13 protein-coding genes and 1 pseudogene are annotated in these 14,018 nt (G+C 35.0%); 8 read left to right on the forward strand and 6 right to left on the reverse strand.

Translation table 11 applies throughout. The features are described from left to right. The 4 genes from BWGOE10_RS11785 to BWGOE10_RS11800 form a co-directional block, all read left to right on the forward strand. Positions 1-566 (forward strand): erythromycin esterase family protein (locus BWGOE10_RS11785; RefSeq protein WP_145925685.1); only part of this gene is annotated, 566 nt, incomplete at its 5' end. Between the two features lie 346 nt (positions 567-912). Next, complete coding sequence (locus BWGOE10_RS11790; RefSeq protein WP_070143008.1) at positions 913-1,155, forward strand: DUF3937 family protein; 243 nt, start codon at positions 913-915, stop codon at positions 1,153-1,155. Between the two features lie 200 nt (positions 1,156-1,355). Then, on the forward strand, positions 1,356-1,790 hold the full coding sequence (locus BWGOE10_RS11795) for a GNAT family N-acetyltransferase (RefSeq protein WP_070143010.1): 435 nt from the start codon (positions 1,356-1,358) through the stop codon (positions 1,788-1,790). 217 nt (positions 1,791-2,007) lie between these two features. After that, positions 2,008-3,444 carry an IS4 family transposase gene (locus BWGOE10_RS11800; RefSeq protein WP_070143012.1) on the forward strand — a complete coding sequence of 479 codons (1,437 nt, stop codon included), beginning with the start codon at positions 2,008-2,010 and terminating at the stop codon, positions 3,442-3,444. Positions 3,445-3,990: 546 nt separating this feature from the next. Here BWGOE10_RS11800 and BWGOE10_RS11805 read toward each other — a convergent pair. The 4 genes from BWGOE10_RS11805 to BWGOE10_RS11820 all read right to left on the reverse strand — a co-directional run bounded on the left by BWGOE10_RS11805 (position 3,991) and on the right by BWGOE10_RS11820 (position 7,507). After that, positions 3,991-4,560, reverse strand: coding sequence for a YdeI/OmpD-associated family protein (locus BWGOE10_RS11805; RefSeq protein WP_070143014.1), 570 nt, complete (start codon positions 4,558-4,560; stop codon positions 3,991-3,993). Positions 4,561-4,912: 352 nt separating this feature from the next. Beyond that, positions 4,913-5,425 (reverse strand): DinB family protein, encoded by a 513-nt coding sequence (locus BWGOE10_RS11810; RefSeq protein WP_070143016.1) that lies wholly within the window; start codon positions 5,423-5,425, stop codon positions 4,913-4,915. An 85-nt stretch (positions 5,426-5,510) separates the two neighbouring features. Next, complete coding sequence (locus BWGOE10_RS11815; protein WP_070143018.1) at positions 5,511-6,428, reverse strand: helix-turn-helix transcriptional regulator; 918 nt, start codon at positions 6,426-6,428, stop codon at positions 5,511-5,513. A gap of 425 nt (positions 6,429-6,853) precedes the next feature. Next, positions 6,854-7,507: a CPBP family intramembrane glutamic endopeptidase gene (locus BWGOE10_RS11820; RefSeq protein ID WP_070143028.1), complete on the reverse strand. Its 654-nt coding sequence runs from the start codon at positions 7,505-7,507 to the stop codon at positions 6,854-6,856. A gap of 407 nt (positions 7,508-7,914) precedes the next feature. Here BWGOE10_RS11820 and BWGOE10_RS29920 point away from each other — a divergent pair, with 407 nt between their 5' ends. Both BWGOE10_RS29920 and BWGOE10_RS11830 read left to right on the forward strand, forming a co-directional pair. After that, the gene (locus tag BWGOE10_RS29920) at positions 7,915-8,781 is read left to right on the forward strand and encodes a recombinase family protein (protein ID WP_081338126.1); all 867 of its coding nucleotides are present in this window, start codon (positions 7,915-7,917) and stop codon (positions 8,779-8,781) included. 74 nt (positions 8,782-8,855) lie between these two features. Beyond that, the gene (locus BWGOE10_RS11830; RefSeq protein ID WP_070143020.1) at positions 8,856-9,710 is read left to right on the forward strand and encodes an Rpn family recombination-promoting nuclease/putative transposase; all 855 of its coding nucleotides are present in this window, start codon (positions 8,856-8,858) and stop codon (positions 9,708-9,710) included. A 237-nt stretch (positions 9,711-9,947) separates the two neighbouring features. Here the strand turns inward: BWGOE10_RS11830 and BWGOE10_RS11835 are convergent, their stop codons facing one another. After that, entirely contained in the window at positions 9,948-10,637 is a 690-nt protein-coding gene (locus tag BWGOE10_RS11835) for an IS6 family transposase (RefSeq protein WP_070143022.1), read from the reverse strand. A 1,158-nt stretch (positions 10,638-11,795) separates the two neighbouring features. Here BWGOE10_RS11835 and BWGOE10_RS11840 point away from each other — a divergent pair. Together BWGOE10_RS11840 and BWGOE10_RS29925 are read left to right on the forward strand one after the other, a co-directional pair. Further along, positions 11,796-13,193, forward strand: coding sequence for a M60 family metallopeptidase (locus BWGOE10_RS11840; RefSeq protein WP_070143024.1), 1,398 nt, complete (start codon positions 11,796-11,798; stop codon positions 13,191-13,193). A gap of 431 nt (positions 13,194-13,624) precedes the next feature. Beyond that, positions 13,625-13,830: pseudogene (locus BWGOE10_RS29925) on the forward strand (IS4 family transposase); the annotation flags it as partial. Between the two features lie 99 nt (positions 13,831-13,929). Here the strand turns inward: BWGOE10_RS29925 and BWGOE10_RS33990 are convergent. Then, positions 13,930-14,013, reverse strand: coding sequence for a hypothetical protein (locus tag BWGOE10_RS33990; protein ID WP_367890491.1), 84 nt, complete (start codon positions 14,011-14,013; stop codon positions 13,930-13,932). Between the last annotated feature and the right edge of the window lie 5 nt (positions 14,014-14,018).

Below are 14,018 nucleotides of genomic sequence, written 5' to 3' on the forward strand. Positions count from 1 at the left end.
ATAGTTTTATGAAATTAAAAGGAGGTATTATCCCTTCTAACATTGCAGGATTCCCAGATTATGTTCGAGATCAAAAAATGGCTCAAAACTTAGCATGGCTCACTGAGATGCAATATAAAAATAAAAAAATAATTGTATGGGGACATAATTATCATATTCGAAAACAAAATTCGAAAATGATATTAGATTATACCAAGTATCAACAACACAATTTTGTATGTCCTAATATGATGGATTTTCTTCCGCAGAGCATCAAAAACCAAATGTACACGATTGGAGTATTTGCGTATAGTGGAAGCAGTTGGGATTCTGACATTAAAAACGTTGTTCCTGTACATACCGAACATGAAGAACAAAGTGTTGAAAAAATAATCAGCACTGTCGGAAGTACAAATGTCTTTGTAAACTTAAAGGGAGAAAGTAACCGACCAGAAACATCATGGATGTTTACCCCTACTTCAGCAAGTTACTGGGGGGACAAAGATCGAGAAGAAATCATGATTCCTATCGAACAATATGATGGAATTTTATGGTTAGAAAAGACTTCGCCTTCTGTTCTTAAATAAAAGAGAGAGCGTCCTTACATGTTAAGGATGCTCTTTTTCTTGTTATGATTGTACGTAAACAACATTCGATTGGATTCATTTCCTATAGAAAATACTAACAATCAAACAATATATTCATTATGGGGGAGCGTCACACCGCCATCAAGCTAAGAAAATACAACTACTCCCAGAGCGGAATTTTGTGCATTATGCTCGTTTTTATTGTTTTGAAGTAACCCGTTCTTTTTAGCTTGATAATGATGGGATGGTACGCTAATTAGACAAGTTACAAATATAATTGACAGAAAAATGGATATTTAATATAATAATTTTAATATTGTGTTTATTTAATTTAAAGAGGTGTTATATGTTTAAAAATAAAAAAGGAATTCGACTTGGTTTGTGGTTATTTGTCTCTTTATCTGTAATTCAGTTTACTATTGGCTATATAGAAGTATATTATAAAGACTCTACAGGTAATGAATTATTAATTTCAGAAACATGGAAAACAGTATTATTAGATGTTCCTGAAGGAATACTTGTTATTTTAGGAGCAATCGCTTTATATCAATTTACAAAAAAAATACCAGGAAAAAAGGCCTCTGTATAGAGTTTTTTTCTGGTTGTTATTTTGAGTACCATCCCATGGCTATTAAGCTAACATTTTAAAGTGCCACCATAACGAAAATTTCTTCTGTTCATTTCTGGCAATCTTTATGTGAGTTAAGGGTGCAGGTTAGCCGAAGAAAAGAAAGGATTTCCACGAGGGTTATGGAGTATTAAGTGATGAGAGAACGAGGGGGATTTTGAATGACACTACATATTAGTAAAGAATTAAATAAAAACGATAAACAATATATTGACGATGAACTTTACAGGTTCAATTTAAAGCATTTCCCAAAAGATTTGGGTGGTAGATATGAAGAAATCAATTTATTCCTTAAGGATGAAAAGGGCAAGGTTCGTGGTGGAATACTAAGTGCGGTATGTTGGAATTGGCTGGAAATTTATACTGTTATATTAGATGAGGACATTCGACACTCTGGGTATGGGGCTAAATTATTATTAGAGCTAGAGAAAATTGCTTTAGATAAAAAATGCGATTTCATAAAAGTAGATACCTTAAGTTTTCAAGCGTTAGATTTTTATAAAAAGAATGGTTATCAAGTGTTTGGCAGTATAGATAATGTAGGAAGAGACTTTGAGCATTATTATTTAAAAAAAGACTTGAAAGTTAAATCATAGTTGATATACAAAGGGTGCAATAGTTTAAAGTAAATGGGTCTTTGGTGAAAATGGGACGCTAGGGTAGTCCTTTTTTCTTGTTCAATAAACTCGTTAGCATCTCTGGAATAAGGGGTCACCTTACATGCCCATTAACTCAAGAGGTTTTAATCCCCTCAAATGCCCATTAACGTTATCCTTTCTAAGCAAGCCAAATTAGAACGGATGACGTTTTTTCATGAATCTCTCGATTCAAGGTGAACTACAGCCATTTGCGGAAGAATTACAACGATATGTTACACCTGTATTTTTAGAAAAACTTGCAAGGGAAGTTGGATTTATAAAGAGAAAACGTAAGTTTTCTGGCTCAGACTTAGCTACTATGTGTATTTGGATTAGTCAACAGGTGGCAAGTGATTCCTTAGTCCGATTATATAGCAGGCTTCATGCAGCCACTGGTACTTTACTCAGCCCTGAGGGCTTAAATAAACGTTTAAATGCTAAAGCAGTTTTGTTTTTACAACATATTTTTTCTTTACTGTTACAACAAAAAATATGTGAACAAACGCAAATTTCTAACCATTTCTTCTCTTATTTCCAACGAATTCGTATCCTAGATGCCACCGTATTTCAAGTGCCAAATGCTTTAGAGAATGTATATCCAGGATCTGGAGGATGTGCTCAAAAAGCTGGAATCAAAATCCAATTAGAATATGATCTACACAGTGGGGAATTTCTTAACTTTCAAGTTGGACCAGGAAAAAATAATGACAAAACATTTGGTACGGAGTGCTTAGATACCTTACAACCAGGAGATTTATGTATTCGTGATTTGGGTTATTTTTCATTGGAAGACTTAGATCAAATGGATCAACGCGGTACATACTATATTTCTCGTTTGAAATTAAATACGAATGTATATGTGGAAAATCCAGACCCAGAATACTTTAAAAATGGTGCAATGAAGAAACAATCGGAATACATACAAATCGATGTGAAACAAATTTTAAACCAACCACAACCTGGAGAAACATTGGAATTAAAAAATGCTTATATTGGTGATAAACAACAACTGTTTGCACGTGTTATTTTTAATCGATTAACAGAAAAACAACTTCAAAAACGACGAGCGAAAATTTCGGAAAAAGAAAAATCCCAAAATAGATCGTACTCGGAGAAAAGTAAAATGGTAGCGGGATTAAACGTGTACGTGACGAATACACCTTGGGGATGGGTTCCGATGGAACAGGTACATGAGTTATATACTTTGCGTTGGCAAATAGAGATTGTCTTTAAAACGTGGAAATCACTCTTCAAAATAGACCATTATCGTAATGTAAAACAGGAACGATTAGAGTGTCAATTATATGGAAAGCTAATCGCTATTTTCCTTTGCTCCTCTACTATGTTTAAAATGCGCCAACTTCTTTTGCAAAAGAAGAAAAGAGAATTAAGCGAATATAAAGCGATAGGAATGATCCAAGATTATCTATATCTTTTGTATCAAGCTATACAGAAAGACACCCAAGAAATAACAAAGATTCTAATCCGTCTATTCCACCTATTACAGAAAAATGGGCGGAAATCTCATCGATATGAGAAGAAAACAGTCTTCGATATTATGGGTGTTGTCTATGAGTATAGTGGACTTAGAAAACAAAAGAAAACTGCATAATCTTTAAAAATGATACCTACCTAGGTTTATTTGGCATGCCCATTTTTAAGAATAAAAAGTGTTTTAAGAGTGTTGTAGTTTATTTGAACGAAAGTTCATTTTGTTTCCGTTCTTAAGTTGATGGGCATGGGGGGCACCATATCAAAAAAAGAAAATTGTACGTTTAGACACATTTTAGACACAAATCAACCTATTCTCTTTACGTTAAGGGAAAGATGGTATACGGCAACGATTCTTTACTTTTGGAGCCACTGAAGATAAGTGTACTTTATAATCCCATTTTTATAGTTTTTTCGTATTCGGTATAGTAAAATGCCTTAAAAACTATGAAAATTGCCGAGTGGCTCAAAAAAGAAAAATTTGTTGCCGTATGCCTAAAAAACACCTCGAAAATACATTAAAAATAAAATAATCAAGATCACCTTTATAGACTTGAGAATTCAATGTTTCATAGATATAGGGTTCAGCCGATAGGGGGTGGGCCATTAACGCTCACTTATAGCACCAACTTAACAAACAATTCATCGCTATTCGATTTAGCGCATCTTAATAATCTAGTAGGCGTCCATTATCATTCCATTGACCGTACATTTTATTTCCTTTAGTGTTTGTTATAAATTTGTCTAATCTACTCTTAAATAATTCTGGCTGATTTTTATTGCTTTGTATCGTGTCAATCCGAATTCTTTTATAAAGAGCTGGAAATGCCAAAAAATTCTCATATACTTGCCCGTCCTCTTTTAGCTTTTCCTCTATAACCCTATCTATTCTAAAAGAATCGTAATCCATATCAGGAAGTACCCTTCTTCCCTCGTCTCTCATTAACCCCAACTTTTCGAGGCGGCGGACACGTTCTTTATTCAATTCAGTCCATGAACTTTTTTTGCTTCTAGGAGACAGTCTCTGCGCCAGTTGGGTTTCAGATATTTTCTTTTTGACTCCATCAATCCATCCAAAGCACAAAGATTCTTCGACCGCGTCCAAATATAGCAATGTATCTGGGGTTGGCTTCATACTAACTACTACCCAACAAAATTTTTCAGTTTTACAATTTTCTTGTAGCCAAACCCTTAAATCTTCTCTCGATTTTACTGGAATTAGATTTTTAATTTCCATAGATAAAACCATCTCCTTTCTAAGTATGGAAAGTAATTATATTCATTATATAACCTTTGACTCTAGTCAATATTGAAGTTATAAGCAAGAGGGTGTAAGGATACATATATTCATTTTACAAGCAGTAAAAAGGTCGATTTCTCTGTTCTCAGAAATATCGACCTTTTTAGACTGAATTGATTAAATTCAAAGCAACATCCAGTGCCTTAACCAAGGATTTAAAACGATTTTTCATACGTTCCTGCTGAGGATTTAGATACTGATGGTGTCATTTCATCATATCGAAGTTCTCCTGTCCGTTGTACAGAAAACGGCATTGGATATCATCGACATACTCTCTCGACGTCAGAGATTAAATTGATTCCGTAGATTCCTGATACCAAAAAAGTGAATAGTCGTTCATGGTAGATGCGTGGCCCAACTGACGCAACATTGTAGAAACATTGCCTCTGTGATAGGTCCCGTGATTAACCACATGCAGTACAATTTCCGACAACCGTGTTTGGCGGATGCTGGCAAATGGATTGTCAAGCAGAATGGTTTGCTCCAAATCGGTCTGGCTTCGGAACCATTCTCTGTATTGTTCCGCTAACTCGGCAAAGTTATGAGCGTATTCATCTACAGAAGACAGAATACTCTCATTCAAGGGTATGCATGCTTGCAGCGCCTCTTGCATTCCAGTGCCTGTTAAAACCAGATACCACATCTTATCAACCGCATAGATATGACTAAGGGCATGGGCGATGGTGGGAAACGAGCTGTTCACTTCTTGACTCAGCACAGCGGACGGGAGTTCCTTGATTCTCCCAAGAATCGTTTGGTTCGCCCATGTGTGGTAGTTATACATTTCTATTGGATGATTCATAATTCGTATCGTCTCCTTTTGACTTTTCATAGATTTGATTTTGTTCCTATAGTTATAATAAAAAAAGATATATGACAACAGTCTGTCATACATCTTCATAAAGTTTGAGCGCATTTTGAAGTTGTTGTTTGAGGATTCCACGTAGTTCTAGGGGCTCCAGGATTTCGGCTCCACTGCCAAAACTTAGAAGAATGGACCAGAGCCATCGTGCTCTCAATGGCTTATAAACAGGAATTCGCATCGTCATACTTCCATCGGCATGAAATTGCTTATCAACCTGGTGAAACTGATCCATCGCTTCCGCCAAAGTCTCCTTCCCCACCCGAATCACTACATCCTCCAACTGATTTTGCCATCCCTTGCTTGACAAAGCAACCTCTCCCGGCACCTCGTGATGCGGTTGAAAAGTTTCCTGTGTCACGTACAAGTTCATCAACCGGGACAGTCGGAACTCCCGATAATCTCGCCGAGTTCGACAAAACCCATAAATGTACCAATTACGATATTTAAAATGAAGTTTCAGCGGTTCCATATCACGGGTCGTGCGTTCATTCTTAGCATTGATATAATCAAAGCGAACGACATTTTGTTGGGTAATGGACGTACGTAAATGACGAAGCGCGTCGGGCTCCGTGCGGTGGGTTTCCAAGTCCACGGACAGACTCATGACGTGATGATCCGGTCCAATCGTCTGCAGTCTTTCGATGGTCCCTTGCGCACGCTTGTCTTCAAATACGGTGGAGAGGCTTCTGAGCACAGTAACCAGAGAATTGACATCGTAAGAACCGAGCAGGCTTTTATCCATTTTGTATCCGTCCATCATGCCATATCCGCCATTAGATCCCTGATACGATACGACCGGGAAACCCGCAGCGCAGATCACATCGATATCCCGATAGATGGTTCTTTGGGAAACTTGAAACTCTTCAGCCAGCATGGAGGCAGACAAAACTTCGTGATTCAGCAGCTTGTAGATTATGGAGAGCAATCGCTCCAATTTCATGTGTATCCCCGCCCGTTAGTTCATTTCGTATTACTGCTCATTAGTATATCACAGATTTTTTCTTACTAATCTTGGGATTGGCCTGCTTGTTGTGAAGTCAAACTGGATGGAATTCCCTTTGAGGCCTCACCATATCAAAAAAAGAAAATTGTACGTTTAGACACAATTTGGACGCATTTTGTGATAAGCAACAGCTAGTCTATAAACAAGCCGTTCCGGCAAGGTTATAGTTCTTTCTGTCTGTGGCAAAGTTATGGTTCCAAAAATAGGAGTCCAATAGTGAAAATACATGACTTCATTTTATTAGCTTGATAGCGATGTGGTGCTATCCCTACATGTTCTGAATAAGAATAAGTAAAAAAAGAACCCTAAGGTTCTTTTTTGTTTTATGTTATTGTTTGTTACTTATAAGTAAAGTTATTTTTTTATTTAAAAAGCATTGGCAAAAATCCAACAATGTCGTAAGCAAGGTGGCAAATCCAACTTACCCAAACGCTCTTTGAATTTTTCCATATATAATTCAGTAATAACCTAACAGGGACTATAGTTATCAATAATTGCATTGGTACGAAACCATAAGCAGGAATATGCCACAAAGCAAACAGAACACTACATATTATTGATGCTGTACCAAATTTTAATCCTAATTTTTGTAATGCGATGATTGTGTTAGTACATAGCAATTCTTCACCCATTAACATAAATGGTACACGGATTAAAATCATCGAAACACTTATTACTTGAGCAACAGAATTTGTAGTTGGAGGTTCAAAAATATAGCCATATATTGCGCCTAAACCCATGCCAACGATAATTGTTAATGGTAAACCCCAGAGTAATGTCTTAAATTTAAAATGCTTGAATTGCTCTAAAGATATTTTCCCTAAAAAATAGTATCCTATAATTCCACATAATACAAGATTCCATGAAGCTTCAAAAATATTTGTTAATAATTCAGGTATATTACCCGCTATAAATGCGATACATTGATATAAAATTCCAGAAATAATTAATAATCCTAAAGCTAAAAGAGATTTCGAATCAATTTTCTTCTCTGTTTGCATAAGCTTTGTTTCCACAACAACCCCTTCTTCCTTATTATTTCGATAATTACAAATATATAATAACATAGATTTTTCCGAATTAATGGTAATTGAGACGAGTACAATAACTTTTATTTAGTATCCACCTAAATTTCATATTCCCAAAAGGTACACCTTTTGAAGGGGAGTAATTTCTATTAAAAGCAGTACGTCAAAAAGTTCGAGACGAAATTTTGAAACACTTCAAAATCATATAGACCTTTTGAATCATTCATAAATTCTTACTTTACAAGTATCAAAAACGATGGTTTTTGATAATATGGAAATAACCAAAATATTAATCGTATAAATCGCTTAACTTCGTTATCAAAACTATTGTCAAAATCAAATTAACTTTAACGTCCCTTTATGATAAAATTATCGTATAAAGGTTAGGTGATTTCATGAATTCATACATTTATGGTTATGCAAGGGTAAGTACCCAACAACAAGATTTGATTCGTCAACTAGACATGCTTCAAAATTATAACTGTACTGAAATTTTAACTGAAAAAATAACAGGTACGAAAAGTGATCGTCCAGAACTAACTCGATTAAAAGATAAAATTAGGCCTGGTGATACATTAGTCGTTGAAAGCTTTTCTAGATTAGGAAGAAGTACCAAAGATTTAATTGAACTTGTTGATTTTTTTGAGAATAAGGAAGTTAAGTTAATTAGTATCAAAGAACAATTTGATACTAATACACCTCAAGGAAAATTGATGTTAACAGTATTTCAAGCATTCAGCCAATTTGAAAGAGACTTAATTGCTCAACGAACACAAGAAGGTCTTGTAAGTGCAAGAGCAAGGGGAAGAGTAGGTGGACGCCCTCGTGTTAAGGATAGTTTCATTCAGAGAGCATTGAAGTTATATGATTCTAAAGAATATAGCATCCAAGAAATTGTAAACATGACAGGTATTAGTCAAGCTACACTCTACCGATATATACGAAAAAATAAGCAAACCGAAAAATACGAACAAACTAAAGAACAAACAGCCACTATTCGTATGTTGTTACGTGTGGAAAATAATAATAAATTTGTACGAGGAAAGGAGAAAGCTCGAAAGAATATCGAATCCTTCCTTATATCACAATATAATATGGAACAACGTTCAGGAGAATATATATTTTATGTTCCTTACAACACAATTTCAGATTTAGAAAAAAAAGTAGATAGCATAATTCGTGAAATCGATTTTGAAGCGGATTTACAAAACTGTTTTACGGAGTTAGATGTTTACTGTGATGAATTGGAGCTACAATGGTAAAAGTAGCATTTGCTTATATAAAGAATTACATTATAAAATAATAAGAAGAAAAGAAAGACAGGGAGAGGAAACCCATGTCCACAAAATTAGTAAATTTACGAATTGATTTCGCTTTTAAACAGTTATTCGGAACGAAGGGAAACGAAGAAATTTTAACTGGCTTTTTGAATGCTATTTTAGAGGAATCTTTAGATGCACCTATTGCATATCTACAATTAGAAGACCCGCATCTTCATAAGGCTTATGAAGATGATAAGTTATCCATTTTAGATTTATTAGCAACATTAGACAACGGAACGCAAGTGAATATAGAAATACAGCTTCGCAACACACATGATATGGTGAAGCGATCTTTATATTACTGGAGTAAACTCTATACATCCCAAATGCAAGAAGGGATGCCGTATCGTTCACTTCGGAAAACAATTACCATTAACTTATTAGATTTTATATTATTCTCCCAGGATGATTCATTTCACACCATAGGACAATTATGGAATCCCAAAAAGAAACAGATACTAAGTGATGATATTGAAATTCATTTTGTTGAAATTCCAAAATTGGTCAAACAATGGCGTGAAGAAAAAGTAAATCCATGGGAAAATGCATTTGTTCGCTGGATGTTATTACTACCAGCACATGAAGATGAACATTTAACTCAAACATTGGAGGAGATTGCAATGAATCAAGATCCAATTTTACAAAAGGCGATGAATAAGTGGGAAAATATGAGTCATGACTCTTCTTTCCGAACAGCTTATGAAGCTCGTGAAAAGTTACTTCTAGATGAACAAGCTAAGCTAGCTCATGCTCGTGAAGAGGGGGAAATTCAATTAATTCGTGGTATGCATAAAAATGGTATGCCATTAGAAGACATTGCGAAATTCACTGGTCTAAGGACAGAAGAAATACGAAAACTACTATTATAATACGTACTATTACAAAAGCTTTGCGAAAGATCTCGCAAAGCTTTTTATTTAGTTCTTTAAACATCAACTCCCTAAAAAAATACATTTTCCCTTTTTTAGACAGTTTTCTTTTAATTTATATTAGGATGATTTTAAAAGCAAGTTGTAACGTTTAAAACAAAGTCTAACCGTTTGTAAAAAGGGTTCTGTTGCAAAGTTTCTTGACAGATAAAAAGTTGGTATGATTGCAGATGGATTTTATGCAATCGTTAGTAATTGTTGTAATTCATTATACGTTGAAAAAACGAAGTTTGGTTGTTGTAAACTTCGTTTTTGTTTATAGAGGGCATGAATGGTTTCGATGCCTTTCAAGGTACGTGAAGCATGACGAATACTTTGAAATCCTGCAGATTTGGCAAAACGCCTTTTTACATGTCTTTGGTCTTGTTCGATGAGATTGTTCAAATGTTTGACTGTACAATGAGTTGTACGTTTATAAAAGCCTTGTTCCTTTAATTTTTTGAATGCACACAGTAATGCCGGTGCTTGATCTGTTGTGAAAACCGTCGGTTCTCCAAAATGTTTCACTAATCTTTTCATAAAAACATACGCAGCCTGATGATCGCGTGTTTTTCGAAGGTGAAAGTCCAGTGTATGACCATCGGTATCAATGGCACGATATAAATAACACCATTCTCCCTTGACTTTAATATAGGTTTCATCCAAGTGCCAGGATGATTGAGAAGACTTGTTTTTCTTTTTCCAGATTTGATAAATAAGATTACCATATTCATGAACCCATCGCATGATAGTTGTCGGGTAAACTGAGATTCCACGTTCTTTTAAAATTTCAGAGACATCACGATAGCTTAAAGAAAAACGACAGTAGTAGCCGACGGCTACCAAAATAATATCTTTCTTGAACTGTTTCCCCTTAAAATATCGTATGTGTGATTCTCCTCGTTCCCTTTTTTCTAGAGTGTAAATTCATTTAGAAAACTTTGCAACAGAACCCAGTCATTTCTTTAAGCACTACAGAAACAACTTTATTTTAACCCCGTCTTAAAATCAGAACGGGGTTATACGTGTTTTAGGTTTTAAAATGAAATAACTTTATTGTCATTTTACATAATCTTCTCTTGCGTTAAGTACATGTATTCAACGTAAGGGCCCTTTTAAATTCGTTTTTCAAATTTCTTAGTTAAGATAACGTGTATATCTCGGTTGAACCCCTGATGAACGAAAGTTTATTTTTTCCCATTTCTTAAATTGATGGGCATGTAAGGTGCCCCTATACTAACTATAAAATATGCAATTTTACATATTTGCGTATTAGGTAATGGAATGTAGAATGTAATTTTATTATTTTACAAACATTTTTAAGTGAATCGTTTAAAACGTTTAATTTATATAAAATCAATTTTAGCTTTTCAACATATAAGTCGCTGCTATGCAGAACAAAACATGACATGCACTTGCTGTTTTAAACTACTCCTGTGGCAGGGAAAGGCCCCTACTGCTTCTATGTATGGCCAGCTGCTCGCGCCCCCTAAAACAAAGGGGCTTTCAAATCATTTTTTCTATTTGTATTTATATAAAAAAAGTTTATTTCCAGTCAGTTTATCAGATTATAATGAGTTTGTTTAATGGGATTAAACTATATTAAAATACTTTTTGTTGTGATTTTTAAGATTTAATAATATATGTACAGTGTTTAATTTAGAATTACCATATACTAGATTAGTGGTGTACACTCAAAGTCTATAATGTTTTAATGGAAGTAACAGCCATATAAATCCATTTTAATTTTTCGACATACCTACTATGCAGAATACAATATGATCTGCACTTGCTTTCTCCTTTTGATGCGGTGGGAAAAAGTCATGATCGTTTCTATACGCGGCCAGATACTCCCCTTCAAAATTACATATAGGTATAATTTTTACATGTATGAAATAAGAGAGGGGAGATAAGTAAATTTAAGAATTAGTCATAGTAAGAGGAATTATTATTGTTTTAACTATATAAAAGGATGTAAAGGGATAGTGAGGGAATCGGCGTTTCGTATGAACATTAGAACGGATTTGAATGAAAGGACTGACTTATATGAATAGAAGAAAGAATCGTAAATTACAAAAACCAATGAAAGTATTTATGGCATCTGCTGTTTTGACAACGACATTATTTACATCTATGACTGTAAATAGTTTGAACATTCATGCTGAAACTACACAAACCCAGGCACAATATGAAGAGAGAAAGTTTGAACTTCCAAGTACAGGACATTATATGGGTGAAGCAGCAAGAGAAAGAAGAAGTGAGCAACGAAACTATGTGCCAACAGGAATTTATGTAAAACCGAATGAGCAAGTCACAATTGAAGTGTCGGGACTATCAGGATTAGAAAAGCTTGGAGCAACTATTGGGACAAATGAATATGATAAAGCAGGGGGAAAAGCATTTCGTCTTTCTCCGGGTTCTAACACCATCTCCTCTCCAAACGGTGGTTTATTAGGGTTTGATAACTGTGAAGGGAAAGGAACTGTTAGGGTGAAAGTAACACAAGGGGGGAGCCCTGTTCCATTCTTTGAATTAGGGAAGCATACGAAAGAAGACTGGATTGCTATGATGGACAAGTATCCAGATGCACATGCCGTTCAATTAAAGTCAAAGAAAGCAGTACTTACTGTTACTCGTGATAGTGCCAAGAAATATATTGTGGGTCAAGATCCTGTTCCCCTATTAGAAAAATACGATGAAATGATTCGAGCGCAAGATAAAATATCGGGACTTTCTGAAACAAGTTCTAATCCGTTACATCGTTCAACTCGCCGTCTTTGGGCTTTTGTAGAGAACCCTAACAACCCACCGGGCATGTACATGTATGCAGGTCGGGATGGAGTCGTATTTACTACTGCTTATGACGCAATTAAAAGTGCTTTAAATGTAAATGAATTTGGATGGGGACAAATGCATGAAGCAGGACACACAAGGCAACAAAACCCTTGGACGTGGGCTTCGAATGGAATGACTGAAGTCACTGTTAATATATATTCCTTAGCTGCACAAAAACAATTATTCCCGAATCAACCAACACGGTTAGAAAAAGAAGGGGACTATGATAGAGCCTTTGCATACTTAAAACAAGCAGATAAAGAGTATAAAGATATTGATGACTTGTTTGTGAAACTTGTTATGTTTTGGCAACTTCATTTAGCATATGGAGAAGATTTTTATCCGAACCTTCACAAACTATATCGAGAGTTACCAAAAGATAAACTTCCAGAAACTGATGAAGATGAAATACAAGCATTTATTTTCAATACATCGAAAGTAGCGAAACAAAATGTAGTTCCATTTTTTGATCAATGGGGACTGAAAGCATCACAAGAAACAAGAAAAAAAGTAGAAGCTTTGAGATATCCAACATTAACTTCCCCTATATGGGAAGCGACGGATGCTAAACCCGTTAAACCAGTAGCTTCGTATGATCCAAGAAAATAATGAAAGCCAAGTGTGTGATCTAGCTAGTAATGCAATCGATGACAATCCAAATACAATTTGGCATAGCTAATAGAGCACATCATATAATTGCTTATAAACAAGGGAGATTACGTAAGTACATAGAGAAATATGGTATAGATGGGAATTTAGCCAGCATTTTTCTAAATCATTGACAGTTATACATGATACGCGTGTGCAGATTAGAAGATCTGTGATTCAGTGATACCTATATATCTTTTTTAGAAAAAGGTATTATGATAATTTTATTCTGTTATTCAATAATGATTATTTAGAAAAGGGGCTACTTCGGGTTAAACTGTACTCAGTAGGGTAGCCTCTATTGCTATTAAGCTAACAAAACATACTTCCCCTAAAATGAAAAAATACGCTACCCTTTCTATAGCATCATAGGAAAGGATGGCGTTTTTGATATGAACTTATCTATTATTGATGAACTAGATTTGTTTTCTAAAGAGTTGCAACGATATATGTCACCTGATGCTTTAGAGCAATTAGCTAAAAATGTAGAATTTGTTAAACAAAAAATACATACCGCGCACAAGATTTAGTGGCCCTATGTATTTGGTTAAGTCAAAACATAGCTCATACTTCATTGACGCAATTATGTAGTCTATTATGTATACGTAATTTAGGATACCCCGACTTAAAAGACTTACATACTAGGGGTACCACCCTACTGGACTTATCCCCGTCAAGTAGACAACTGTAAAAAAGACTATGCAGCCATCGAAATTCGATATTCGATCGGAGCTCGATGATTGAGTCGTTTTTGGAATCGTTTGTAGTTATAATGATAGATGTATG

This window comes from Bacillus mycoides (genome assembly GCF_001757995.1).
Lineage (GTDB): Bacteria > Bacillota > Bacilli > Bacillales > Bacillaceae_G > Bacillus_A > Bacillus_A mycoides_B.

Bases quoted from the DNA above. Each gene is read 5' to 3' on its own strand.
- BWGOE10_RS11790 (WP_070143008.1), top strand. From the start codon at position 913: ATGTTTAAAAATAAAAAAGGAATTCGACTTGGTTTGTGGTTATTTGTC.
- BWGOE10_RS11795 (WP_070143010.1), top strand. From the start codon at position 1,356: ATGACACTACATATTAGTAAAGAATTAAATAAAAACGATAAACAATAT.
- BWGOE10_RS11800 (WP_070143012.1), top strand. From the start codon at position 2,008: ATGAATCTCTCGATTCAAGGTGAACTACAGCCATTTGCGGAAGAATTA.
- BWGOE10_RS11805 (WP_070143014.1), bottom strand. From the start codon at position 4,560: ATGGAAATTAAAAATCTAATTCCAGTAAAATCGAGAGAAGATTTAAGG.
- BWGOE10_RS11810 (WP_070143016.1), bottom strand. From the start codon at position 5,425: ATGAATCATCCAATAGAAATGTATAACTACCACACATGGGCGAACCAA.
- BWGOE10_RS11815 (WP_070143018.1), bottom strand. From the start codon at position 6,428: ATGAAATTGGAGCGATTGCTCTCCATAATCTACAAGCTGCTGAATCAC.
- BWGOE10_RS29920 (WP_081338126.1), top strand. From the start codon at position 7,915: ATGAATTCATACATTTATGGTTATGCAAGGGTAAGTACCCAACAACAA.
- BWGOE10_RS11830 (WP_070143020.1), top strand. From the start codon at position 8,856: ATGTCCACAAAATTAGTAAATTTACGAATTGATTTCGCTTTTAAACAG.
- BWGOE10_RS11840 (WP_070143024.1), top strand. From the start codon at position 11,796: ATGAATAGAAGAAAGAATCGTAAATTACAAAAACCAATGAAAGTATTT.